The sequence below is a fragment of the Variovorax sp. 01N425 genome (assembly GCF_056399465.1).
Genome location: NZ_JBFTRJ010000001.1, coordinates 1 through 25,039, shown reverse-complemented (window position 1 = coordinate 25,039; position 25,039 = coordinate 1). Strand labels below are relative to the sequence as shown.

The 25,039-nt window shown below is 67.8% G+C and carries 22 protein-coding genes; 14 read left to right on the top strand and 8 right to left on the bottom strand.

Annotated elements, in window-relative coordinates; all coding sequences use genetic code 11:
• The first annotated feature begins 30 nt into the window (after positions 1-30).
• Complete coding sequence (locus AC1DSC_RS00110) at positions 31-1,383, top strand: alpha/beta fold hydrolase (protein WP_028256324.1); 1,353 nt, start codon at positions 31-33, stop codon at positions 1,381-1,383.
• Positions 1,384-1,405: 22 nt separating this feature from the next.
• On the top strand, positions 1,406-2,194 hold the full coding sequence (locus AC1DSC_RS00105) for an enoyl-CoA hydratase (RefSeq protein ID WP_028256325.1): 789 nt from the start codon (positions 1,406-1,408) through the stop codon (positions 2,192-2,194).
• Here the strand turns inward: AC1DSC_RS00105 and AC1DSC_RS00100 are convergent, their stop codons facing one another.
• Complete coding sequence (locus tag AC1DSC_RS00100; protein WP_028254280.1) at positions 2,195-2,755, bottom strand: HNH endonuclease; 561 nt, start codon at positions 2,753-2,755, stop codon at positions 2,195-2,197.
• A gap of 166 nt (positions 2,756-2,921) precedes the next feature.
• Between AC1DSC_RS00100 and AC1DSC_RS00095 the strand changes: the two genes are divergently transcribed.
• The 10 genes from AC1DSC_RS00095 (at position 2,922) to AC1DSC_RS00050 (ending at position 15,502) form a co-directional block, all read left to right on the top strand.
• Positions 2,922-3,959: a bifunctional riboflavin kinase/FAD synthetase gene (locus AC1DSC_RS00095; protein ID WP_012746418.1), complete on the top strand. Its 1,038-nt coding sequence runs from the start codon at positions 2,922-2,924 to the stop codon at positions 3,957-3,959.
• A gap of 122 nt (positions 3,960-4,081) precedes the next feature.
• Positions 4,082-6,946, top strand: a complete 2,865-nt coding sequence (ileS, locus tag AC1DSC_RS00090) for an isoleucine--tRNA ligase (protein WP_369664278.1) — start codon at positions 4,082-4,084, stop codon at positions 6,944-6,946.
• Positions 6,946-7,458, top strand: a complete 513-nt coding sequence (gene lspA, locus AC1DSC_RS00085; protein WP_028254282.1) for a signal peptidase II — start codon at positions 6,946-6,948, stop codon at positions 7,456-7,458. The genes ileS and lspA overlap by 1 nt, the downstream gene beginning before the upstream one ends.
• A gap of 380 nt (positions 7,459-7,838) precedes the next feature.
• The gene (locus tag AC1DSC_RS00080) at positions 7,839-8,849 is read left to right on the top strand and encodes a LacI family DNA-binding transcriptional regulator (RefSeq protein ID WP_369664277.1); all 1,011 of its coding nucleotides are present in this window, start codon (positions 7,839-7,841) and stop codon (positions 8,847-8,849) included.
• A gap of 48 nt (positions 8,850-8,897) precedes the next feature.
• Complete coding sequence (locus tag AC1DSC_RS00075; RefSeq protein ID WP_369664276.1) at positions 8,898-9,911, top strand: ABC transporter substrate-binding protein; 1,014 nt, start codon at positions 8,898-8,900, stop codon at positions 9,909-9,911.
• Positions 9,912-10,226: 315 nt separating this feature from the next.
• On the top strand, positions 10,227-11,048 hold the full coding sequence (locus tag AC1DSC_RS00070; protein WP_369664275.1) for an ABC transporter permease: 822 nt from the start codon (positions 10,227-10,229) through the stop codon (positions 11,046-11,048).
• 19 nt (positions 11,049-11,067) lie between these two features.
• On the top strand, positions 11,068-11,868 hold the full coding sequence (locus AC1DSC_RS00065; RefSeq protein ID WP_028254344.1) for an ABC transporter permease: 801 nt from the start codon (positions 11,068-11,070) through the stop codon (positions 11,866-11,868).
• Complete coding sequence (locus AC1DSC_RS00060; protein WP_012746411.1) at positions 11,858-12,919, top strand: ABC transporter ATP-binding protein; 1,062 nt, start codon at positions 11,858-11,860, stop codon at positions 12,917-12,919. The genes AC1DSC_RS00065 and AC1DSC_RS00060 overlap by 11 nt, the downstream gene beginning before the upstream one ends.
• Positions 12,916-13,776, top strand: coding sequence for a phosphodiesterase (locus AC1DSC_RS00055; protein ID WP_278880950.1), 861 nt, complete (start codon positions 12,916-12,918; stop codon positions 13,774-13,776). The genes AC1DSC_RS00060 and AC1DSC_RS00055 overlap by 4 nt, the downstream gene beginning before the upstream one ends.
• Positions 13,777-13,840: 64 nt before the next feature.
• On the top strand, positions 13,841-15,502 hold the full coding sequence (locus AC1DSC_RS00050) for a Na/Pi cotransporter family protein (RefSeq protein WP_012746409.1): 1,662 nt from the start codon (positions 13,841-13,843) through the stop codon (positions 15,500-15,502).
• A gap of 16 nt (positions 15,503-15,518) precedes the next feature.
• Here the strand turns inward: AC1DSC_RS00050 and AC1DSC_RS00045 are convergent, their stop codons facing one another.
• Both AC1DSC_RS00045 and AC1DSC_RS00040 read right to left on the bottom strand, forming a co-directional pair.
• The gene (locus tag AC1DSC_RS00045; RefSeq protein WP_012746408.1) at positions 15,519-15,929 is read right to left on the bottom strand and encodes a response regulator; all 411 of its coding nucleotides are present in this window, start codon (positions 15,927-15,929) and stop codon (positions 15,519-15,521) included.
• 101 nt (positions 15,930-16,030) lie between these two features.
• A complete protein-coding gene (locus tag AC1DSC_RS00040; protein WP_028254274.1) occupies positions 16,031-17,014 on the bottom strand; it encodes a quinone oxidoreductase family protein in 984 nt (327 codons plus the stop codon).
• A 101-nt stretch (positions 17,015-17,115) separates the two neighbouring features.
• On the opposite strand from AC1DSC_RS00040, the gene AC1DSC_RS00035 reads away from it, so the two are divergent.
• Positions 17,116-18,024 carry a DMT family transporter gene (locus AC1DSC_RS00035; protein ID WP_018906465.1) on the top strand — a complete coding sequence of 303 codons (909 nt, stop codon included), beginning with the start codon at positions 17,116-17,118 and terminating at the stop codon, positions 18,022-18,024.
• 39 nt (positions 18,025-18,063) lie between these two features.
• On the opposite strand, the gene AC1DSC_RS00030 is transcribed toward AC1DSC_RS00035, so the two are convergent.
• From AC1DSC_RS00030 to AC1DSC_RS00015, 4 genes are read right to left on the bottom strand one after another with little or no spacing between them, the layout of a single operon-like run.
• Positions 18,064-18,858: an SDR family oxidoreductase gene (locus AC1DSC_RS00030; protein ID WP_028254273.1), complete on the bottom strand. Its 795-nt coding sequence runs from the start codon at positions 18,856-18,858 to the stop codon at positions 18,064-18,066.
• 26 nt (positions 18,859-18,884) lie between these two features.
• Entirely contained in the window at positions 18,885-19,835 is a 951-nt protein-coding gene (locus tag AC1DSC_RS00025) for a DMT family transporter (protein WP_369664274.1), read from the bottom strand.
• A gap of 21 nt (positions 19,836-19,856) precedes the next feature.
• The gene (locus AC1DSC_RS00020) at positions 19,857-21,470 is read right to left on the bottom strand and encodes a gamma-glutamyltransferase family protein (protein ID WP_028254271.1); all 1,614 of its coding nucleotides are present in this window, start codon (positions 21,468-21,470) and stop codon (positions 19,857-19,859) included.
• 14 nt (positions 21,471-21,484) lie between these two features.
• Positions 21,485-22,459, bottom strand: coding sequence for a Bug family tripartite tricarboxylate transporter substrate binding protein (locus tag AC1DSC_RS00015; protein ID WP_028254270.1), 975 nt, complete (start codon positions 22,457-22,459; stop codon positions 21,485-21,487).
• Between the two features lie 97 nt (positions 22,460-22,556).
• On the opposite strand from AC1DSC_RS00015, the gene AC1DSC_RS00010 reads away from it, so the two are divergent.
• The gene (locus tag AC1DSC_RS00010; RefSeq protein WP_028254269.1) at positions 22,557-23,483 is read left to right on the top strand and encodes a LysR family transcriptional regulator; all 927 of its coding nucleotides are present in this window, start codon (positions 22,557-22,559) and stop codon (positions 23,481-23,483) included.
• Between the two features lie 137 nt (positions 23,484-23,620).
• On the opposite strand, the gene AC1DSC_RS00005 is transcribed toward AC1DSC_RS00010, so the two are convergent.
• On the bottom strand, positions 23,621-25,039 hold a 1,419-nt coding region (locus tag AC1DSC_RS00005), incomplete at its 5' end, for a tripartite tricarboxylate transporter permease (RefSeq protein WP_478081401.1).

Sequence of the window (25,039 nt, the reverse complement as noted above, 5' to 3'; positions counted from 1 at the left end):
TACTGGAACCTCGCCAGGAACACACATCACATGCCATCACGCCGCACCCTGCTGGCCCTCGGACTCGCATCGACCGCCATGCTGACCGCCTGCGCCACCGCCCCCTCGCCTTCGTACACCGAACGCCCGCCGATCGTCTTCATGCACGGCAATGGCGATTCGGCTGCGCTCTGGCAGACCACGATCTGGCGCTTCGAGTCGAACGGCTGGCCGCGCGACCGGCTCTTTGCGCTCGACCAGCCCTACCCGCTGGCACGCGACGACGATGCCGTGGCCCAGCCGGGCCGCAGCTCGACCGCCGATTCGGCCCTCTTCCTGAAGGCCGAGGTCGACAAGGTGCTGAAGGCCACGGGCGCCGGCAAGGTGGTGCTGATCGGCAATTCGCGCGGCGGCAACACGATCCGCAACTACGTGCAGAACGGCGGCGGCGCGGCCGTCGTGAGCCACGTGGTGCTGGGCGGCAATCCGGCGCACGGCATCTGGGCCGTGAAGGGCTTCCGCGAGAACAACGAGTTCTCGGGGCTCTCGGGCTTCATGCAGCAGCTCAACGCGCCGAAAGGGCCGAACGGCGAGGAGGTCACGCCGGGCGTGAAGTGGCTCACCTTGCGCTCGGACAACAACGACAAGTACGCCCAGCCCGATGGCGTGTGGATCGGGGTGCCGGGCCAGCCGACGAACATCGGCTTCGACGGACCGGCGCTCAAGGGCGCAACCAACGTGGTGCTGCCGCGCGTGGACCACCGGGAAACCTCGTTCTCGCCCGCGGCATTCGCGGCGACCTGGCAGTTCCTGACCGGCGAAGCGCCGCGCAGCACGGCGGTGGCGCCCGAGGCGAGCGTCGTGCTCGACGGCCGGGCGGTGGGCGCGGAGAACCTTTCGCTCAATGGCGGGCAGGTCACCGTCTACGCGGTGGATCCGGCCACGGGCGCACGGCGCGGCGATGCGGTGCACAGCAAGAGCATCGGCGCCGATGGCCGCTGGGGTCCGTTCAATGCGCGCGGCGACACGGCCTACGAGTTCGTGCTCAGCGCACCCGGCTACGGCATCACGCACATCTACCGCAGTCCGTTTCCGCGCAGCAGCCGCGTCGTGAACCTGCGGCCCGAACGCCTCACGCCGGCCGATGGCAGCGCCCAGGCGGTGGTCGTCTTCACGCGGCCGCGCGGCTACTTCGATGCAGAGCGCGACACCATGCGCTTCGACGGCCAGAGCCCGCCGCCCGGCGTGCCGCCCAAGGGCTCCGGCGTGTCGAGTTCGCGCTTGCGGGTGGCCGCCGCACAACCGCAGCGCGCGGTGACCGGCGAATTCAACGCGGAGCGCATCACCGGCCTGACCTGGCCGGCGGCGCAGCAGCACGTGACGGTGCTCGAATTGACCTACTGACTGATTGACGAGGGCCCAGGACATGAATGACGCGACTTCTCCCTTCGTGCTGGCGACACGCGATGCGCGCGGCGTGGCCACGCTGACGCTGAACCGCCCGGCCTCGTTCAACGCCCTCTCCGAAGGCATGCTGGGCGCGCTCGAACAGGCGCTCGCTGACATTGCGGCCGACGACACGGTGCGCGCCGTCGTCATCGCGGCAGCGGGCAAGGCCTTCTGCGCGGGCCACGACCTGAAGGAAATGCGCGCCGAACCCTCGCTCGGCTACTACCAGCGGCTGTTCGAGCGCTGCGGCGCGATGATGCTGTCGATCCAGCGCCTGTCCGTGCCGGTGATCGCGCGCGTGCACGGCATCGCGACGGCCGCGGGCTGCCAGCTGGTCGCGGTGTGCGACCTGGCGGTGGCCTCGAGCGAGGCGCGCTTCGCGGTCAGCGGCGTGAACGTGGGCCTGTTCTGCGCCACGCCGAGCGTCACGCTGTCGCGCAATCTCGGCCGCAAGCAGGCCTTCGAGATGCTGGTGACCGGCGAATTCATCGGCGCGGAGGAAGCCCGCGAGAAAGGCCTGGTCAACCGGGTGGCGCCGCCCGGCGAGCTCGACGCCGCAGTGGAGGCGCTGGTGGCCAGCATCGTCGCCAAGCCGCGCCAGGCGCTCGCGCTCGGCAAGGCGCTGTTCTATCGGCAGCTCGAAACCGGCATAGAGGCCGCGCTGGCCGACGCCAGCCAGACCATGGCCTGCAACATGATGGACGAGAGCGCGCTGGAAGGCGTGCAGGCCTTCATCGAGAAGCGCCCGCCCGGCTGGAAGCGCTAGCTAGGTGTCGTGCAGCCGCGAGCTCTGCGGCAGGTGCGCCATCAGGAATTCCATCTGGTCCGCCAGGATGCGGCGGTTTCGCAAAATGAAATCTTCCCAGAGGCTGGGCACGTAGGGCGCGTACAGCAGCGGCATGTTGGCCTGCTCGGGCGTGCGGCTGCTCTTGCGGTGGTTGCAGGGCCGGCAGGCCGTGACCACGTTCATCCAGGTGTCGATGCCGTTCTGCGCGAACGGAATGATGTGCTCGCGCGTGAGCTCGTCTTCGTGGAAATGCCCGCCGCAGTAAGCACAGACGTTGCGGTCGCGCGAGAACAGCTTGCTGTTGGTGAGCCCCGGGCGCTGGGTGAAGGGATTGATGCGCGGCACGCCCTTGGTGCCGATGATGCTGTTGATCGCGATCTGCGACTGCTGGCCGGTGATGGCATTGTGGCCGCCACGGAACACGGCCACCTGCGCGCCCACCTCCCAGCGGACTTCGTCCGCTGCATAGTGGATGACCGCCTGTTCGAGCGATATCCATGACTGGGGCAGCCCTTGGGCCGACAGCTTCAAGACCTTCACCACACGCCTCCTCAAAAAGGGAAGAATCACGGAAAGACCAGGGACACGGAGCACGCCGGAGACCACTTCAGGCGACGCACTGAGTCACAATATACCGGCTTTGTGACAAAACGGCCTGATATGCCCATTCGACGGGCAAAAGGCGCTATCAAAAAGATACCCATCCATGCAGGTTTTCCGCGGCTTCCGGCACCCGGGCGTGGCTCCGGCCTGCGCCCTCACCATCGGCAATTTCGACGGCGTGCACCGTGGCCACCAGGCCATGCTGGCGCTCTTGCAGACCGAGGCGCGCCATCGCGGGCTGCCCAGCTGCGTGCTCACCTTCGAGCCGCATCCGCGCGACTATTTCGCCGCCGTCACCAAGAAACCCGACCTGGCGCCCGCGCGCATCGGCACGCTGCGCGACAAGCTCACCGAGCTCGCGGCCTGCGGCGTGGCGCAGACGGTGGTGCTGCCCTTCGACGGCCGGCTGGCCTCCCAGTCGCCCGAAGCCTTCATCCAGAACGTGCTGATCGACGGCCTGGGCGCGCGCTACGTGCTGGTGGGCGACGACTTCCGCTTTGGCGCCAGGCGGGCCGGCGACTACGCCATGCTCGACGCCGCCGGCGATGCGCACGGCTTCGACGTGGCGCGCATGAACAGCTACGAGGTCCACGGCCTGCGCGTTTCCAGCTCGGCCGTGCGCGAGGCGCTGGCCGAGGGCCGCATGGCCGATGCCCAGCACCTGCTCGGGCGGCCCTACACGATCTCGGGCCACGTGGTCCATGGCCGCAAGCTCGGCCGCGCGCTGGGCGCCTCGGCGCCCGGCAAGGACGACGGGTTCCGCACCCTCAACCTGCGCTTCAAGCACTGGAAACCGGCGGCCAGCGGCATCTTCGCGGTACTGGTGCACGGGCTGGCCGACCAGCCGCTGCCGGGTGTGGCCAACCTCGGCGTGCGGCCCTCGCTCGATGCCAACGACGTCAACGCGGGCCGCGTGCTGCTGGAGACGCATTGCCTCGAGTGGCCCTCGCATCTGGGAGCCGAAGGGGCCTACGGTAAAATCGTCCGCGTGGAACTCCTGCACAAACTGCACGACGAATTGCGCTACACCAGCCTCGAGGCCCTGACTGCGGGCATCGCGAAGGATGGGCGCGACGCGCGCGCGTTCTTTGCGTCGACCCACGCCGAAACCCACCGCCAGACCACGCGCGACCGAATTTAGCCCTGCACGCACCGTGCTGCCGCCCTTCGACAAGCTCAGGGCGAACGGCTTTTCTTCCGCACCGACCGCTCAAATGCAGTTCGGGCTGAGCCTGTCGAAGCCCCTCTGTTTCGCACCCCAACATGTCTGACGCCGCTTCCCCTACCGACTACCGTTCCACGCTGAACCTGCCCGACACCCCCTTCCCGATGCGCGGCGACCTGCCCAAGCGCGAACCGGGCTGGGTCAAGGAATGGAACGACGAAGGCCGCTACCAGCGCCTGCGCGACGCCCGCCACGGCGCGCCCAAGTTCATCCTGCACGACGGCCCGCCCTACGCCAACGGCCAGATCCACATGGGCCACGCGGTGAACAAGATCCTGAAGGACATGATCACCAAGGCGCGCCAGCTCGAAGGCTACGACGCGCTCTACGTGCCCGGCTGGGACTGCCATGGCCTGCCGATCGAGAACGCCATCGAAAAGCAGTACGGCCGCAACCTGAGCCGCGACGAGATGCAGGCCAAGAGCCGCGCCTACGCCACGGAACAGATCGCGCAGCAGATGGCCGACTTCCAGCGCCTGGGCGTGCTGGGCGAATGGGACCATCCCTACAAGACGATGGACTTCGCGAACGAAGCCGGCGAGCTGCGCGCGTTCAAGCGCGTGATCGAGCGCGGCTTCGTCTACCGCGGCCTCAAGCCCGTGTACTGGTGCTTCGACTGCGGCTCGTCGCTGGCCGAGTTCGAGATCGAATACGCCGACAAGAAGAGCCAGACCCTCGACGTGGCCTTCAAGGCGCACGAGCGCGAGAAGGTGCTCAAGGCCTTCGGGACCGACCACACGATCCTCGGCGACATCTTTGCCGTGATCTGGACCACCACCGCGTGGACCATCCCGGCCAATCAGGCGATCAACCTGAACCCGGAGATCGAATACTCGCTGGTCGACACCGAGCGCGGCCTCCTGATCCTCGCCAACTCGCTGGTCGAGATGTGCATGACGCGCTATGCGCTCGACGGCAAGGTGCTGGCCACGGTCAAGGGCGAAGCACTTGGCGGGCTCGAATTCGAGCATCCGCTGTACGACGTGAAGGACGAGAACGGAAACCACGGCTACCAGCGCCTGTCGCCCGTGTACCTGGCCGACTACGCCACCGCCACCGACGGCACCGGCCTGGTCCACTCCTCGCCCGCCTACGGCGTGGACGACTTCAACTCCTGCATCGCGCATGGCGTGGCGTATGACGATATCCTGAACCCGGTGCAGGGCAACGGCAGCTACGCGCCCGACTTCCCGCTGTTCGGCGGGCAGAACATCTGGAAGGCCGTGCCGGTGATCATCGCGGCGCTGCGCGATGCCAACCGCCTGCTCACCACCGAGACCATCACGCACAGCTATCCGCACTGCTGGCGCCACAAGACGCCGGTGATCTACCGCGCCGCGGCGCAGTGGTTCATCCGCATGGACCAGGGCGAAGGCGTGTTCACCAAGGACAAGGCGCCCAAGACGCTGCGCCAGACCGCGCTCGACGCCATCGAACAGACCAGCTTCTACCCGGAGAACGGCAAGGCGCGCCTGCACGACATGATCGCCGGGCGGCCCGACTGGTGCATCAGCCGCCAGCGCAGCTGGGGCGTGCCGATCCCGTTCTTCCTGCACAAGGATTCGGGCGAGCTGCATCCGCGCACGATGGAAATCCTCGACCAGGCCGCCGACATCGTCGAGAAGGGCGGCATCGAGGCCTGGAGCCGCGTCACGGCCGAAGAAATCCTGGGCGCCGAAGATGCGCCGCACTACACCAAGAGCACCGACATCCTCGAGGTGTGGTTCGACTCGGGCTCGACCTTCTATCACGTGCTGCGCGGCACGCACCCCAACGTGCACCACGAGAGCGGCCCCGAAGCCGACCTGTACCTCGAAGGCCATGACCAGCACCGCGGCTGGTTCCATTCGTCGCTGTTGATCGCCTGCGCGCTGGAAGGCCGCGCGCCCTACCGCGGCCTGCTCACGCACGGCTTCACGGTGGATGCCAAGGGCATCAAGATGAGCAAGTCGCTCAAGAACGGCATCGACCCGCAGGAAATCAGCAACAAGCTGGGCTCGGAAATCATCCGCCTGTGGGTGGCCGCGAGCGACTACTCGGGCGACATCGCGGGCGACGACAAGATCCTCGCGCGCGTGGTCGATGCCTACCGCCGCATCCGCAACACGCTGCGCTTCCTGCTGGCGAACACGAGCGACTTCGACATCGCCAAGGATGCGGTGCCGCTCGAGGAACTGTTCGAGATCGACCGCTATGCGCTCTCGCGCGCGGCGCAGTTCCAGGCCGAGATCCTTGCGCACTACAAGGTGTACGAGTTCCATCCGGTGGTGGCCAAGCTGCAGATCTACTGCTCGGAAGACCTGGGCGGCTTCTACCTCGACATCCTGAAGGACCGGCTCTACACGACCGCGCCGGGCTCGCTGGCGCGCCGCAGTGCGCAGACGGCGCTCTGGCACATCTCGCAGGCAATGCTGCGCTGGATGGCGCCGTTCCTGAGCTTCACGGCCGAAGAGGCATGGAAGTTCGTGAGCACGGGCAAGCCGGGCGAGTCGATCTTTGCGCAGACCTACAGCCAGTTCGCCGCGCCCGACGAAGCACTGCTTGCGAAGTGGGGCCGCATCCGCGAGATCCGCGACGTGGTCAACAAGGACATCGAAGCCGTGCGCGCCGAAGGCAAGGTCGGCTCGTCGCTGCAGGCCAAGCTGCAGCTCAGCGCACCGGCCGACGACTTCGCGCTGCTGGAGTCGCTGGGCAACGACCTGAAGTTCGTCTTCATCACTTCGGCGATCGAACTGGCGGCGGGCGAAGCGCTGTCTTCGGTGGTGACGCCGAGCACGGCGCAGAAGTGCGATCGCTGCTGGCACTACCGCGACGACGTGGGCCACGACCCGGCGCATCCGACGATCTGCGGCCGTTGCACGAGCAACCTGTTCGGTGCCGGCGAGCCGCGGAGCTTTGCCTGATGGCGGCGGCACGCACCATGTCGGCATCGCGCTCGCGCAGCGGCAGCATCTGGCCATGGCTCGGGCTGGCGGCGATCATCCTGATCATCGACCAGTTCACCAAGACGCTGATCCTGGGCTACTACAAGCTGGGCGACGCAACCTACGTGACGAGCTTCTTCAACGTGGTTCGCGCGCACAACACGGGCGCCGCGTTCTCGTTCCTGGCCGACCACTCAGGCTGGCAGCGCTGGTTCTTCACGGCCATTGGCGTGGCGGCCGCGGTGTTCATCGTCTGGATGCTGAAGTCGCACGCGGGGCAGAAGCTGTTTTCGTTCTCGATGGCCTGCATCCTGGGCGGGGCGATCGGCAATGTGATCGACCGGATGATGCACGGCTACGTGGTGGACTTCCTGAGCTTCCACGTGGGCAACTGGTACTTCCCGGCGTTCAATGCGGCGGACAGCGCGATCACGCTGGGGGCGATCTGCCTGGTGCTGGATGAGATACGGCGGGTTCGGCGGGGGAAGTAGGGCTTCTTAGCGGCTTTGGGGAGACGCGCCCGGCATGCGGCGCGGCGCGGTCGGCCCCACTATGCCGGCCCTTCGGGCTGCCCTGCGGTGCTCGCGTTTCGCGGGGTCTCGCAGAACTCGCCTTCGGCTCAGACAGCTGCGAGCCCTGATCCGCGAAACGCTGCGCTCCTCGGCGGCACAGAGGGGCCGACCGCACCGCACCGCCTGCCGGGCGCTTGCCGTCGCTTGGATGCCGCTGCCCTCACCCCGGCCCTCTCCCGGAGGGAGAGGGAGCAAGACCGGGCTCGCACGCGCGCGAGGGTTTTTCCCCACTTCATCGGCTGTCACGGCGGGGTCATACTGCCGCGGTGAAATGTAATCGATTACATGACACCGCACGAATGAGCATCCAAGCCGTTGCAGCCAAAGCCGGGGTTTCCGTGGCCACCGTGTCGCGAGCCTTCAATTTCCCCGACAAGGTGACCCGATCCACGCGGGAGCTGGTGGAGCGCGTCGCGCGTGAACTCGACTATGTGCCGAACGCCAGCGCGCGCACCTTGCGCACCCAGCGCAGCCGTGCGCTGGGCGTGGTGCTGCCGACGCTCTTGAATCCGACCTTTGCCGAATGCCTGCAGGGCATCGCACGCGCGGCCATCGCCGGCGGCTACGCGATCATTCCCATCACCACCGGCTACCAGCTCGACGAGGAAGAGCGCGCGGTCCACCTGCTTCTGGCCGGCAATGTCGACGGGCTGATCCTCGTGGTCTCCAATCCTTCCACGTCGGCCGCGCTGGCCCGGCTGCGCAGCACCGGCACGCCCTACGTGCTGGCCTACAACAGGCACCCCGAGCATCCCTGCGTGACCGTCGATGGCGAAGCGGCCGTGGCCGATGCGGTGGCGCGGCTGGTGCTGCATGGGCATCGCCGCATCGCGATGGTCAGCGGCACGCTCGCCGCGTCCGACCGCGCGCAGCAGCGCTACCGCGGCTACCGCAAGGGCATGAGCGATGCCGGGCTCAAGGCACCGCCGCTGATCGAGGTGCCGTTTGTCGAAAGCGCGGTCGATGCGCTCGCCGGCGTGCTGCAGGCGCCCGGCCGGCCCACTGCGCTGGTCTGCTCGAACGACCTGCTCGCCATCCGCAGCATCCGCGCCGCGCACCTGGGCGGCCTTGCCGTGCCGGACGACCTCAGCGTCATCGGCTTCGATGGCATCGCGCTCGGCGAAGACCTGACGCCGGCGCTCACCACCATCGCGCAGCCCAACGACGACATCGGCCGCCGCAGCGTCGAGCTGCTGATCCAGGCGATGGCCGGCGGCACCGCGCTGCAGGCCGATGCGAGCCTGCTGCTGCCGTACTTCTTCCGCGACGGCGAATCGTGCGCGGCCGCGCGCGACAACGCCAACGACTGATCGATCACCTCACCTCCGTCTCCACATATCCATCCAAGGAGTTCTTTCATGTCCCTCCGTATTTCCCGCATGGCTCGCCTCGGCCTGATCGCCGCCGCGCTCGTTGCCGCTGGCAGCACCATGGCCCAGACTGCCATTTGCTACAACTGCCCCACCGAGTGGGCCGACTGGGGCACGCAGCTCAAGGCCATCAAGGCCAAGACCGGCATCACCGTGCCGGCCGACAACAAGAACTCGGGCCAGTCGCTCGCGCAGCTGGTGGCCGAGAAAGCGAGCCCCGTGGCCGACGTCACCTACCTGGGCGTGACCTTCGCGGTGCAGGCGCAGAAGGAAGGCGTGGTCGAACCCTACAAGCCGGCCGCGTGGAAAGACATTCCCGACGGCCTGAAGGACCCGGCGGGCAACTGGTTCACCATCCACTCGGGCACGCTCGGCTTCATGGTCAACGTCGATGCGCTCAAGGGCAAGCCGATTCCGAAGTCGTGGGCCGACCTGCTCAAGCCCGAATACAAGGGCCTGATCGGTTACCTCGATCCGGCCTCGGCCTTCGTGGGCTATGTCGGCGCGGTGGCGGTGAACGAGGCGCGCGGCGGCACGCTCGACAACTTCGCGCCGGCCATCGACTATTTCAAGGCGCTGCAGAAGAACGAGCCCATCGTGCCCAAGCAGACTTCCTACGCGCGCGTGCTGTCGGGCGAGATCGCGATCCTGCTGGACTACGACTTCAATGCCTACCGCGCCAAGTACAAGGACAAGGCCAACGTCGCCTTCGTCATCCCGAGCGAAGGCACGCTGGCCGTGCCCTACGTGATGAGCCTGGTCGCCAGGGCGCCGCATGCGGCCGAGGGCAAGAAGGTGCTCGACTTCGTGCTGTCCGACGAGGGCCAGGCGATCTGGGCCAAGGCCTACCTGCGGCCGGTGCGCGCGAGCGCAATGCCCAAGGACATCGAGGCGCAGTTCCTGCCTGCTACCGAATACGCCCGCGCGAAGAGCGTCGACTACGCCCGCATGGCCGAGGCGCAGCGTGCGTTCTCCGATCGGTATCTCAAGGAAGTGCGCTGAGTTTTGTCCCGGATGCGTTCAGGGCGCGCTCCCGCCGACGGGGTACCTTGCTCCGCGAATGTCCTCCGGCCTGCGGCCTCCCCCTTGATTTCGCTGCGCAAGGCACCCCATCAGCGGGTGCGTTGGACAGAGCAGTCGTTGATCAGCGGTACACCCAGAGCGTGCCCTGGTGCACAGGCCATCGGGTGCTCCCCGCAGCGAAATAAAGGAGGAGCCGAAGGCGGGGGACATTCGCGGAGGGGAGTACCCGGTGGCCTGTGCACACGCCCCGAACAAAACAGCGACAAGAACACAAGCGCGTAATGAAAAACTGAGATGAAGCAACCCAACGCCTGGAACCCCCGCTGGCGCCTGCTGGCCTGCGCAGCCCCCGCCGCCGTTTTCTTCGCGGCCTTCTGGCTGCTGCCGGTGGTGCGCCTGCTCACGCTGCCGGCGAGCAAAGGCTGGTCCACCTACTTCGCAGTGCTCACCGACTCGCGCTACCTGCAGAGCATGGCCAACACCGTCGCACTGTCGGTGGCCGTGACACTGGCAACCCTGGTGCTCGGCGCCGCCGTCGGCATCTACCTTGCGCGCCATGCCTTCGCGGGCAAGCGCATGCTGCTGTCGCTGCTCACGCTGCCGCTGTCCTTTCCGGGCGTGATCATTGGTTTCTTCGTGATCCTGCTCGGCGGGCGCCAAGGGCTGGTGGCCGACATCGGCGACAGCCTGTTCGGCCAGCGCATCACCTTCGCCTACGGCCTGCTCGGGCTGTTTCTCGCGTACCTCTACTTCTCGCTGCCGCGCGCCATTGCCACCTATGCCGCCGCGGCCGAGGCCATGAACATGCAGCTCGAAGAAGCCGCGCGCTCGCTCGGCGCCTCGCGGCTGCGCGTGGCGCGCGACGTGTGGCTGCCCGAACTCGCGCCCACCACGCTCGCATGCGGCGCGATCCTGTTCGCCACCTCGATGGGCGCCTTCGGCACCGCGTTCACGCTGGCCAGCAAGTTCGAGGTGATCCCCATCACCATCTACAACGAGTTCACCAACTACGCCAACTTCGCGCTCGCCGCATCGCTGTCGATCGCGCTGGGCCTCGTGACCTGGCTGGTGCTGTTCGCCGCGCGGCGCTTCGGGGCCAACCCGGTCGCGCGCTGAATCATCAAGGAACTCCCTCATGCGAAAGAACACGCAACCCCGGGCGCCCTTCCTGCTGGCCATCACCGTGCTCGTGAGCCTCTTCATGATCGCGCCGATGCTGCTGTCGGTGATGGCGGGCCTGGTCAACAACTACAGCGCGGGCCTGAAGAGCGGCCTCACGCTGCGCTGGCTCGGCGAGGTATGGGACAACTACGGCGGCACCGTCGGCTGGTCGCTCGCGCTGGCGCTGGCCTGCGTGGTGGGCACCGTGCTGCTGGGCGTGCCCTGCGCCTATGCGCTGGCGCGCAGCCGCTCGCGCGCGGCGCACATCTTCGAGGAGCTGCTCACGCTGCCGGTGGCGGTGCCGGGGCTGGCCACGGCGCTGGCGCTGATCCTTGCCTACGGGCAGCTCACGGCCTTCCGCCAGAGCTTCGCCTTCATCCTGGTGGGCCACATGGTGTTCACGCTGCCGTTCATGGTGCGCACCGTGAGCTCGGCCTTCCAGCGCGACGACCTGCTCGCGCTCGAAGAGGCGGCCCGCTCGCTGGGCGCGAACTTCCGCCAGCGCTTCATGGGCATCCTCGTGCCCGCGGTGTTCCCCGCCATCGTGGCCGGCAGCCTGATGGTGTTCACGCTCTCGGTGGGCGAGTTCAACCTCACGTGGATGCTGCACACGCCGCTCACGCGCACCCTGCCCGTGGGCCTGGCCGACAGCTATGCCTCGATGCGCATCGAGATCGGATCGGCCTACACGCTGGTCTTCTTCGCCGTGATCCTTCCGGTGCTGTGGGGCCTTCAATATCTTGCCAACCTGATGCAGAAACGCCATGGAACTTGAACGCATTCCCATCGACATCGCGAACTGCGCGAAAACCTACGCCGACGGCACGCGCGGCCTGCTGCCCACCCACCTGCACGTGGAGGCCGGCGAGGTGCTGGCGCTGCTCGGGCCCTCGGGCTGCGGCAAGACCACGCTGCTGCGGTTGATCGCGGGGCTCGAAGCGCCCGACGCAGGCAGCCGCATCGTGTTCGGCGGGCAGGACGTCACCGAGCGGCCGGTGGAGCATCGCGGCGTGGGCATGGTGTTCCAGAGCTATGCGCTGTTTCCGCAGATGACGGTGGCGGCCAACATCGGCTATGGGCTGCGCATCCGCGGCGTGGCGCCGGAAGAGGAAAGGCGCGCGGTGGGCGAGCTGGTCGACCTGACGCGCCTGGGCGGCCTGGAGAACAAGCGCCCCGCCGAGCTCTCGGGCGGCCAGCGGCAGCGCGTGGCGCTGGCGCGTGCCGTGGCCGTGCGCCCGCGCGTGCTGCTGCTCGACGAGCCGCTGGCCGCGCTCGATGCCAAGCTCAAGGAGTCGCTGCGCGACGAGCTTGCCGAACTGCTGCGCCGGCTGCACATCACGGCCATCCACGTGACGCACGACCAGCAGGAGGCGCTGGCCATTGCCGACCGCCTGGCGGTGATGAGCGCCGGGCGCATCGTGCAGATCGGCCGCGGCGAGGAGCTGTACCGCGCGCCGGCACATCCCTTCGTTGCCGAATTCCTGGGCCGCGTCAACCGCCTCGCGCGCGAAGCCGACGCCATTGCGCAAGGCGTTGTCCGACTCGGCGGAAGCACCCTGCCTTGCCCACCCGCCTGGCGCAGCCATGCGATGCTGCTGGTGCGGCCCGAAGACGTCGAAGTGAGCGCGCCCCGGCCCGACTGGGGCACCGCCACGGTCGAGCGCCGCACCTTTCTCGGCGACCGCGTGCAGCTGCAGTTGCGCGTGCAGGACCAGCCCCTGCTCGTGGCCGACGTGGGCCGCGACACACCCTTCGGTCCCGGCGATCCGGTGGGCCTGCGCATCCAGCCCGACCGCCTGATGACCTCGCAGGAGACCATCGCATGACGACGACAACGACACAAGACACCACCTTCCTGGTCCAGCTGACCGACCTGCACATCCGCGAGCCGGGACGCCTGGCCTATGGCCGCATCGACACCGCGCCCTACCTGGAGCGCGCGGTGCAATCGGTGCTTCGGCTGCCGCAGCAGCCCGACGCCGTCGTGATCACGGGCGACCTCAGCGACTTCGGCCGCGCGGCCGAATACGAGCACCTGGCGCGCCTGCTGGCGCCGCTCGCGATGCCGGTCTACCTGATGCCCGGCAACCATGACGAGCGCGGCCAGCTGCGCCGCAGCTTTCCCGGCCATGCCTACCTGGCGGCGGGCGTCGGCTCGGCCGGCTTCGTGCAGTATTCGGTGCGCGTCGGCGCGCTGCGCCTGCTCACGCTGGACACCTGCGTGCCGGGCGCGAGCCACGGCGAACTCTGCAGCGAGCGCCTGGCCTGGCTCGAGGAACAGCTCGATGCCTGCCGCGGCGAGCCAGTGGTGATCGCCATGCACCACCCGCCTTTCCGCACGCTGATCGGCCACATGGACGAGATCGGCCTGCTGCAGGGCGCCGAGGCGCTCGAGGCGCTGGTCGCGCGGCACCGCAACGTGGAGCGCGTGATCTGCGGCCACCTGCACCGCGCGATCGACGTGCGCTTTGGCGGCAGCATTGCATCGACTTCGCCGGCGCCGGCGCACCAGGTCTGCCTGGACCTGTCGCCCGATGCGGCCTCGGCCTGGACGCTGGAGCCCCCGGGCTTCAAGATTCACGCCTGGTCGGCCCGGGACGGCCGGCTCGTGACCCATCTGGCAGCTTCGGGCACTTTCGAAGGCCCTTTTCCCTTCCATGACAACGGAGCGTTGATCGACTGAGGCCATTCATGTGGAAAATGGGGCCGCAAACGAACAAAAACGAAAAGGATAGAAACCGGCATCCATGAAGCACCTCCTGAACCTGCTCGCCGCCGTTGCCCTGCTGGTGTGGGGCACGCACCTCGTGCGCACGGGCGTGCTGCGCGTGTTCGGCGCCAACCTGCGCAAGATCCTGGTGCAGAGCATGCGCAACCGCTTCACGGCCGCGCTGTCGGGCATCGGCGTCACGGCCCTGGTGCAGTCGAGCACCGCCACCTCGCTGATGACCTCCTCCTTCGTGGGGCAGGGCCTGGTCACGCTGCCGGCGGCGCTGGCGGTGATGCGCGGGGCCGACGTGGGCACGGCGCTCATCTCGGTGCTGTTCTCGGCCGATCTCTCGTGGCTGTCGCCGATGTTCATCTTCGTGGGGGTGGTGTTGTTCATCACCCGCTCGGCCAGCGTGGCGGGCCGCGTGGGGCGGGTGCTGATCGGCCTGGGGCTGATGCTGCTGGCGCTGCAGCTGGTGGTGGAAGCGACCGAGCCCCTCTTTTCGGCGCCGGCCGTGCGCGTGCTGCTGGCCTCGCTCAACAGCGATGTGCTGCTCGAGATCACCATCGGCGCGGCGCTGGCGATCGTGGCCTATTCGAGCCTGGCGGTGGTGCTGCTGGTGGCGGCCATGGCCAGTTCCAACGTGGTGCCGCTGGACGTCGCGCTCGGGCTGGTGCTGGGCGCCAACCTCGGCAGCGGCCTGCTGGCGGTGCTGACCACGGCCAAGTCCGCGGTGCCGGTGCGGCAGGTCACGGTGGGCAACCTGCTGTTCAAGGGGCTGGGCGTGGCCATCGTCGCGCCTTTCGTCGGGCTCTGGCTGCGCTACGTGCAGCCGCACGTGCCGAACGCGACGCACGGCGTGGTGCTGTTCCACCTGGCGTTCAACGTGCTCATCAGCCTGGGCTTCATCGGGCTCACGCAGTGGGTTGCCGCGCTGGTCACGAAGATGCTGCCGGTGCCTCCGCTGCCGGCCACCTCCACGCGGCCGCATCACCTCGACCCGTCGGCGCTGTCGACGCCCTCGCTCGCCATTTCCAACGCGGCGCGCGAGGCGCTGCACCAGGCCGACGTGGTGGAGACCATGCTCATCGGCACGCTCGACGTGATCCGCCACAACGACCTGCGCCTGGCGCAGGAGCTGCGGCAGCTCGACGACACGGTGGACGAGCTCTACTCGGCCATCAAGTACTACATGACGCGCATCTCGCGCGAGGCGCTGGGCGAGGAAGAAAGCCGGCGCTGGACCGACATCATCAGCTTCACCATCAACATGGAGCAGATCGGCGACATCATCGAGCGCGTGATCATCGACATCGAGGACAAGAAGATCAAGCCGCAGCGCAATTTCTCCGAAGCGGGCATGGCGGAAATCGTCGAGCTGCACGGACGGCTGGTCGCCAACCTGCGGCTGAGCATGAGCGTCTTCCTGAACGGCAACGTGCGCGACGCGCAGCGGCTGCTCGAGGAGAAGGCGCGCTTCCGCGACCTCGAGCGGGCCTATGCCACCACGCACCTCGACCGGCTCTCCGACCGCACCACGCTGAGCATGGAGACCAGCTCGCTGCACATCGACCTGATCAGCGACCTGAAGCGGATCAACTCGCACATCTGCTCCATTGCCTATCCGATCCTCGAATCGGCGGGCGCGCTGGCGCCGAGCCGGCTGCGCGAATCGCGGCTCGGCAAGATCGAGGGCTGATCTCGCGCTGGCGCGGTCAGTGCGCCGCAGGGAATGGCGGGGCCGCGAACTGCTCCATGCGCCGGCGCAGGCAAAAGTCGACCAGGTCGTCGAGCTCGGTGGCCTTGTCGAACACCGCGTCGGCGCCCAGCTGCGCGCACTTGCGCCGCATCTGCGGCGTCAGGTGGTTGCTGAGCACCACCATCTTCTGGTTCGGATCGCGGTTGCGGCAGGCCTCGAGCACGCCGAAGCCGGTGCCGTCCTTGAGGAACAGGTCGACGATGGCCAGGTCCCATTGCGACAGGTTGCCCGCGAGCCAGCGCGCGCCCTCGTTCTCGGTTTCGGCCTGGCCCACCGGATCGACCCGCGCCACCTCGCGCAGCGTGCCGGCCAGGTTCTCGCGGATGGCGGGGTTGTCCTCGACGATGAAGGTTCTGACGGTGTCCATGGCGCGGGCCTTCGCTGGCTTTGCTGAAGGCTACAAAGTGCGCCTTGCACAAGACGCAGGCATGACACCCCACCGCGGGTAGGACGGCGGCTGGCCCGGCCTCAGAGCGTGAGGATGGTGCAGCCGGTGGTCTTGCGCGCTTCCAGGTCGCGATGCGCCTGCTGCACGTCGACCAGTGCATAGCGCTGGTCGATCGGGATCTTCACCGCGCCGCTCTGCACCACGGCGAACAGGTCGTCGGCCATGGCCTGCGTGCTCTCGCGCGTGGCGATGTGCGTGAACAGCGTCGGTCGCGTCACGTAGAGCGAGCCCTTGGACGCCAGCGTGCCCAGGCTGATCGGCGGTACCGGGCCCGAGCCGTTGCCGAACACAGCCAGCAGGCCGAACGGGCGCAGGCAGTCGATGGAGCCTTCCCAGGTGTCCTTGCCGACCGAGTCGTACACCACCTTCACGCCCTTACCGCCGGTGATCTCCTTCACGCGGGCCGCGAAGTTCTCGGTGCTGTAGTTGATGGCATGCGCCGCGCCGTGTTCGAGCGCGAGCTTGCACTTGGCGTCGCTGCCGGCCGTGCCAATCAGCTGCAGGCCGAGCGCCTTGGCCCACTGGCAGGCGATCAGGCCGACGCCGCCGGCCGCCGCATGGAACAGGATGAAGTCGCCGGGCTGCAGGCCTTCGGCCGGCAGCGTCTTCTTCAGCAGGTATTGCGTCGTGAGGCCCTTGAGCATCATGGCCGCGCCGGTCTCGAAGGAGATCGCATCGGGCAGCTTGCAGACATTCTTGGCCGGCATCACGCGCAGCTCGCTGTAGGCACCGGGCGGCTGGCTCGCATAGGCGGCGCGATCGCCGGCCTTCAGGTGCGCCACGCCTTCGCCCACGGCCTCGACCACACCCGAGGCTTCCATGCCCAGCTGCAGCGGCATCTGGAACGGATAGAGCCCGCTGCGCTGGTAGGTGTCGATGAAGTTCAGGCCCACGGCCTTGTGGCGGATGCGGATCTCGCCGGGGCCGGGCTCGCCCACCTCGACGTCGACGATCTTCAGTTCCTCGGGGCCGCCATGGCGGTCGATACGGACGGCTTTGCTCATCATCTTTGCAGTCTCCAGTCGCACAGAAAAGAAGAGGCGCATGGTGCCACGTTTGGCCTTCGCGCGACGGGGGCGGGGAATGCCCGGTAGAGTCGGCGGCCATGCAGATCCAGCAGCGCCTCACGCCTTCCACCGTCTTCCTGCTCACCGTGCCGCCGCTGCTGTGGGCGAGCAATGCGGTGGTCGGCCGCCTGGTGCGCGACCTGGTGTCGCCGCTCACGCTGAACTTCGTGCGCTGGGTCATCGCGTTCGTGCTGCTGCTGCCGCTCGCATGGCCGGTGCTGCGCCGCGGCAGCCCGATGTGGGCGCACTGGAAGCGCTATTCGGTGCTGGGGCTGCTGGGCATCGGCAGCTACAACGCATTCCAGTACCTGGCGCTGCAGACCTCCGCGCCGATCAACGTCACGCTGGTGGGCTCCAGCCTGCCGCTGTGGATGCTGGCGGTGGGCGGCATTTTCTTCGGCGCGCGTGTCGGCGGGCGCGAGATCGGCGGCTCGCTGCTCTCGATGCTGGGCGTGCTGCTGGTGCTGAGCCGGGGCGAATGGCGGCAGCTGCTCGCGCTGCGGCTGGTGCCGGGCGATCTCTACATGATCCTGGGCACCATCGCCTGGGCGTTCTACAGCTGGTTCCTGGTGCGCACGCGGGAGCCGCAGGACGTGCGGCAGGACTGGGCCGCGTTCCTGATGGCACAGCTGGTGTTCGGCCTCGCATGGTCGGGCCTGTTCGCGGCCGGGGAATGGACGCTGGCCGATGCGCGCATGGAGCTCGGATGGCCGCTGCTGGCGGCGCTGGCCTTCATCGGCATCGGCCCGGCCGTGGTGGCCTACCGCTGCTGGGGCAGCGGCGTGCAGCATGCGGGGCCGCAGGCCGCGAGCTTCTTCATGAACCTCACGCCGCTGTTCGCCGCGCTGCTGTCCGCGGCCTTCCTGCGCGAGCCGCCGCACTGGTACCACGGCGCGGCCTTTGCGCTGATCGTGGGCGGCATCGTGATCTCGTCACGGCGCCCATAGCCGCGCGCGGCACGAAGCGCGCGCAGCCTGGGGGCGAGCTCAGTACGTGCCGGGGTAGGCGCCGCCGTCGGCCAACACGTTCTGTCCCGTCATGTAGCCGGCCTGCATGCTGCAGAGGAAGGCGCAGATCGCGCCGAACTCGGCGGGCGTGCCGAAGCGCCTGGCCGGAATGTTCTTCTTGCGGGCTTCCCACACGGTGTCGAAGTCTTGTCCCGACTTCTGCGCTGCGCCGGCCATCGTGCCCTTCAGGCGGTCGGTGTCGAAGGAACCGGGCAGCAGGTTGTTGATGGTCACGCCCTGCGCGGCGATGGGCGTGCGCGCCACGCCGGCCACGAAGCCCGTGAGGCCGCTGCGCGCACCGTTGGAGAGGCCGAGGATGTCGATGGGCGACTTCACCGAGCTCGAGGTGATGTTGACGATGCGCCCGAAGCCGCGCTTGGCCATGCCGTCGACCGTGGCCTTGATGAGCTCGATCGGCGTCAGCATGTTGGCGTCGACGGCCTTGATCCATGCCTCGCGGTCCCAGTTGCGGAAATCGCCCGGAGGCGGGCCGCCGGCGTTGGTGACGACGATGTCGAAGTCGTGGCCGAGCGCGAACACCGCCGCGCGGCCGGCCTCGGTCGTGATGTCGGCGGCCACGTGCTTGACGAAAGGCGCCGGCGAGCCGGCTGCCGCTGCGGCCAGCTTCGCAGCCGCCGCTTCGAGCACCTCGGCGCCGCGCGCCACGATCACCACGTTCACGCCCTCGCGCACCAGCGCCTCGGCGCAGCCGTAGCCCAGTCCCTTGCTCGCGCCGCACACCAGCGCGGTCTTGCCTGCAATGCCCAAATCCATGTTGTTGCTCCTTGACTGCAGGAGCGCTAGCGCCCCGTGCGTGTGAAAACGAAGATGCCCGCAATCACGAGCACCGTGCCGGCCGCGATCCACGCGGTGAACGGCTCGCCGAGTATGACCACGCCCATGAGGATGGTCGACAGCGGCCCGATCATGCCGGTTTGCGCGGCCATGGCCGGGCCGATGCGCTCGATGGCCATCATGACCATGAGGACAGGCACCGCCGTGCACAGCGTGGCGTTGAGCACCGACAGCCAGATGACCTCGGGCGCCACCTGCATTGCGGCGCTCATCGGCCGCGTCAGCACGAACTGCAGGATGCACAGCAGGCAGGCCACGGTGGTGGCCAGCCCCACGAGCCGCAGCGAGCCCAGGCGCTTGACGAATTCGCCGCTGTAGACAAGGTAGGCCGCATAGCTCACGGCGCTCAGGAACACGAGGAAGGTGCCCCAGGCCGCCGCGCCGCCGCCCTTGCCGCCGCCGCCGATCCAGAGCTCGTGCCCGAACACGAGCAGCACGCCGGCATAGCTCACGATCATGCCGAGCACCTGCGGCCGCGTGGCGCGCCGCCGGTACAGGAGCCAGCCGAACAGCAGCACCAGCGTGGGGTTGAGATAGAGAATGAGCCGCTCGAAGCTGGCCGAGATGTAGGCGAGCCCGGCAAAGTCGAGAAAGCTCGCCAGGTAGTAGCCCGAGAAGCCGAGCCCGGCCACGCCGAACCAGTCGCGCAAGGTGAGCGCGGGCTTGCCGCGGCCGGCCCACCACGCCATCAGTGCGAACAGCGGCAGCGCGAACAGCATGCGCAGCATGATCAGCGTGATCGCATCCACGCCGTAGCGGTAGGCCAGCTTGACGATGATGGCCTTGCCGCTGAACGCGACCGCGCCGAGCGAGGCGAGGATGAGGCCGGGCGCAAGGCTCCTTGCGCCGCTGGCTGAAGAAGAGGGAATGCCGGTCTGTACGGCGGACTTGGTCATTCCCCGATCATCGCGTAGCCGTCAAAAGCCCGCCGCCAGGCCATCGCGGCGCGGATCGCTGGCGGCCACGTAGCCTTCGACCGACGGATCGCCCGCGCGCCAGATGAACTGGCCGGCGCCGAAGTCCTGGTAGGAGTCGTCGATCACGTCCAGGTGGTGGCCAAGCTCGCGCAGGCCCTGCACCGTGGCCGGGTTCATTGCGGCCTCGACGTTGATCTCGAGCCCCGCGTTGAAGCGCCAGCGCGGCGCATCGCAGGCGGCCTGCGGGTTCTGCTTGTAGTCGAGCATGCGCACCAGCGTCTGCATGTGGCCTTGCGGCTGCATGTTGCCGCCCATCACGCCGAAGCTCATCACCGGCTGGCCGTCCTTGGTGAGGAAGGCCGGGATGATGGTGTGGAACGGCCGCTTGCCCGGCGCCACGACGTTCGGGCTCTCGGCCTTGAGGCTGAAGCCGTGGCCGCGGTTCTGCAGGCTGATGCCGAACTCGGGCTCCACGCAGCCCGAGCCGAAGCCCATGTAGTTGCTCTGGATGAAGCTCACCATCATGCCGCTCTCGTCGGCCGCCGTGAGGTAGATGGTGCCGCCCTTGACGGGGTTGCCGGCCTTGAAGTCCTGTGCCTTTTTCACGTCGATGAGTCTCGCACGCGATGCGAGGTAGGAGTCATCGAGCATTTGCGCGGGTGTCACCGTCATCGACGATGGCTCCGACACATAGCGGTAGACGTCGGCGAAGGCGAGCTTCATCGCCTCGATCTGCAGGTGCTGCGAAGCGACCGAGTCGACCGGCAGCGAGGCGATGTCGAACTTTTCCAAGATGCCGAGCGCGATCAGCGCCGCAATGCCCTGCCCGTTGGGCGGAATCTCGTGCAGCGTGTGGCCGCGGTAGTCGCGCGAGATCGGCTTGACCCATTCGGGCTGGTAGGCCGAGAGGTCGGCCACCGTGAGCGAGCCGCCCTGCTCCTTCGAGAACCTGGCAAGCGCCTCGGCAATCTCGCCGCTGTAGTAGGCCTCGCCCTTGGTGCGGGCAATGGCCTTGAGCGCGCGCGCGGCGGCCGTGAAGCGGAACAGCTCGCCCACTTCGGGTGCGCGGCCCCAGGGCATGAAGGTCTGCGCGAAGCCCGCCACCGATGCCAGCACCGGCGTGGCCGCGGCCCACTTCTGCTGCACCACCGGCGGCACCAGGTAGCCGCGCTCGGCGATGTCGATGGCCGGTGCCAGCAGGTCGGCGAAAGGCAGCTTGCCGAAGCGGTCGGAGAGCGCCACCCAGCCGCGCACCGCGCCCGGCACGGTGACCGAATCGATGCCGCGCATCGGCGGCGTGGCGGCGTCGGCGCCGTACTTGGCCTTGAAGTAGTCGGGCGTCCAGGCCTTGGGCGCGGGGCCCGAGGCGTTGAGGCCGTGCAGTTCCTTGCCGTCCCACAGGATGCAGAAGGCGTCGCTGCCCAGGCCGTTGCTCACGGGCTCGACCAGCGTCATCACGGCCGCGGTGGCAATGGCCGCATCGACGGCATTGCCGCCCTGCTGCAGCATGCGCAGCCCCGCCTGCGAGGCGAGCGGGTGCGAGGTCGACACCACGTTGCGCGCGAAGATCGGAATGCGGGTGGAGAGATAGGGGTTGCCGAAGTCGAAATTCATGGGAATGTGCTCGCTTATTCGTTGGTGATCTTGCGCTCGACCACGATCTTTTTCCACTTGGCGGCATCGGCCGCCACCATTTTGGCGAACTGCTCGGGCGTTCCGGCGGCGGCAGGCTCGATGCCCAGGCGCGACAGTTTTTCCTTCACCTCGGGATCGGCCAGCGCCTCGTTCGCGGCCTTGTTGACGCGCGCCACGATGTCCGCCGGCAGGCCCTTGGGACCGTAGAAGCCGAACCAGGTGTTCGACTCGAAGCCCGGCAGCGTGTCGGCGATCGGCGGCAGTTCAGGCGCGAGCGGGCTGCGCTTGAGCGTGGTGACGCCCAGCGCGCGCAGCCGGCCGTCGCGCACGTGCGGCATGCCGGTGGGAAGCGAATCGAACAGCACGTCGACCTTGCCGCTGATCAGGTCGGGAATGGCCAGCGCCGTGCCCTTGTAGGGAATGTGGGTCACGAACACGCCGGCCTGCGCCTTGAAGAGCTCCGCAGTGAGCTGCACGATGGTGCCGTTGCCGCTGGACGCGTAGTTGAGCTTGCCGGGGTTCTTCTTTGCGTGGTCGATCCATTCGCGCACGGTCTTTGCGGGCGAGTTGACCGGCACCAGCATGATGCTCGGCGCATCGCCCACGTGCGCGATGGGCGTGAAGTCGCGCACCGTGTCATAGGGCAGCTTGCTGGTGATGGCCGGCCCGATGGAGTGGGTGCTGGTGGTGGCCAGCAGCAGCGTGTAGCCGTCGGCCGGCGCCTTCGCGGCCATGTCGGAGCCGATGGCGCCGCCCGCGCCCGGCTTGTTGTCGATGATCAGCGAGGTGCCGAGCTTTTCGCTCATCTTCTGCCCGAGCGTGCGGGCGAAGAGGTCGGTTGCGCCGGCCGCCGGGAACGGCACGATCAGCCGCACCGGCTTGTTCGGATAGCCCTGGGCCACGCTGGCCGTCGATGCAGCCACGCAAAGCGCCGCCGCGGCCGCTTGGAGGAACTGGATTCTTTTCATGGTGCTGATTCTGGCCCGGTGGAGAAAAGCTCGCATGCTATGCAGCCGCCGCACATCAAGCCAGATAATCGAGCTTATTCAACTATGAGCGCTGCTTATGACGAAGAACGCCACGGAGGAAGTCTCGCTGCAGCAGCTGCGGGCGCTGGCGGCGGTCGCCGAATCGGGCAGCTTCACATTGGCAGCGGAAAGCCTGCAGCTGACGCAGCCGGCCATCAGCCACCTGGTCAAGCGCATGGAAGAGCAGCTCGGACAGCCGCTCATCGTGCGCGGCCGCCGTATCCAGTTCACGAGCGCGGGCCAAGTGATGGTCGAGACCGCCGTGCGGGCGCTGCGGATGATCGATGAATCGGTGGGCGCCTGCCGCTCGCAGTCGCAGCTGCGCGAAGGACGCGTGGTGCTGGCCGTGGGCCACCTCACGGCGGGCGCCCTGCTGCCGCCGATGCTCGGCCGCTTCTCGCAGAAGCACCCCACGCTGGCCACCACGCTGCTGGACAGCACCGCGGAGCAGATGATCTCGCGCATCCTCTCGCAGGAGGCCGACCTGGGCTTTGGCTCGGACATCGGCCAGAAGCACTCGGAGCTGGCGACCGAGCCGCTGTTCACCGAGCGCATGGCCCTCTTCGTACGCGACGACCATCCGCTGGCCCAGCGCGTGGTGGTCGATGCCCGGCAGCTCGAGGCGCTGCCCTTCATCCACGTGAACCCCGACGCCAACGTGTGGCGCGCCGTGAGCCGCCAGCTGTCGAGCATGGCGAATGTGTATCCGCGCGTGGTCCACCATGTGTCGATGCTGTCGACAGCCTTCGGCCTGATCCAGGCGGGCGCGGGTGTGGCGCTCCTGCCGCGCTATGTGGAGGTGCTGATGCCCGGCAACCTGCGCGCCGTGGCGGTGACACGCCCGGCGCTCGAATACCCGGTCGTCGCCATCCGCCTGGCCAAGCATCCGCTCAATCCCGCGGCCATGGCTTTTCTCACCATGGCACGACAGCACATGAAACCACCAAGGGCTGCCAGGCCCTGAAAAAGAAAACGGCGCCCGAAGGCGCCGCCGTATTTTTCGTGGAACACCGCGGAACCGGCTATGCCGGGCCGCTGGTGTTGCCCCCTTGAGGGGGGAGTCGAGCTACACGAAGTGAGCGAGGGACGGGGGTGGGCCGTTCAGTCCTCGACGAAGGCTTCTTCGCGCTTCGCCTTGACCGCCGGCAGCAGCACGATCACGAGCAGCAGCAAAGCGGCAAGCAGCAGGCCGAGCGAGATCGGACGCGTGACGAACACGCTCCAGTCGCCGCGCGACAGCAGCAGCGAGCGGCGCAGGTTTTCTTCCATCATCGGTCCGAGGATGAAGCCCAGCAGCAGCGGCGCAGGCTCGCAACCCAGCTTGAAGAAGGTGTAGCCCACGAAGCCGAAGATGCCGACCATCCAGATGTCCCAGGTGTTGTTGTTCGTGGAGTACACGCCGATGGCGCAGAACAGCACGATCGCCGGGAACAGGAACTTGTAGGGCACCGACAGCAGCTTGATCCACATGCCGATCAGCGGCAGGTTCAGGATGATCAGCATCGCGTTGCCCAGCCACATCGAGGCGATCAGGCCCCAGAACAGCTCGGGGTTGCTGGTCATCACCTGCGGGCCGGGCTGGATGTTGTGGATCGTCATTGCGCCCACCATCAGCGCCATCACCGCGTTGGGCGGAATGCCCAGCGTGAGCAGCGGGATGAAGGAGGTCTGCGCACCGGCGTTGTTGGCCGCCTCGGGAGCTGCCACGCCGCGGATGTTGCCCTTGCCGAACGGCACTTCGCCGGGATGCAGCTTGGTCTTCTTCTCGATGGTGTAGGCCGCGAAAGCCGACAGCAGCGCACCGCCGCCGGGCAGGATGCCGAGCGAAGAGCCCAGCGCCGTGCCGCGCAGCACCGCGGGAATCATCCGCTTGAAGTCTTCCTTGGTCGGGAACAGGCCCGAGACCTTGGCGGTGAACACTTCGCGCTCGTCGTCGGGGCGCGAAAGGTTGGCAATGATTTCGCCGTAGCCGAACACACCCATGGCAATGGCCACGAAGCCGATGCCGTCGGTCAGTTCCGGAACGTCGAAGCTGTAGCGCGCCACGCCCGAATTCACGTCGGTGCCGACCAGGCCCAGCAAGAGGCCCAGAACGATCATCGCGATGGCCTTGAGCAGCGAGCCCGAAGCCAGCACCACGGCGCCGATCAGGCCCAGGATCATCAGCGAGAAGTACTCGGCCGGGCCGAACTTGAAGGCCAGCTCGGTCAGCGGCGGCGCAAAGGCCGCCAGGATCAGCGTGCCGACGCAGCCCGCGAAGAACGAGCCCAGGCCCGCCGCGGCCAGCGCCGGACCCGCACGGCCCTTGCGCGCCATCTGGTAGCCGTCGATCACGGTCACCACCGACGAAGATTCGCCCGGCAGGTTCACGAGGATGGCGGTGGTCGAGCCGCCGTACTGCGCGCCGTAGTAGATGCCGGCCAGCATGATCAGCGCCGACACGGGCGGCAGCGCGTAGGTGGCGGGCAGCAGCATCGCGATGGTCGCGACCGGGCCGATGCCCGGCAGCACGCCGATCAG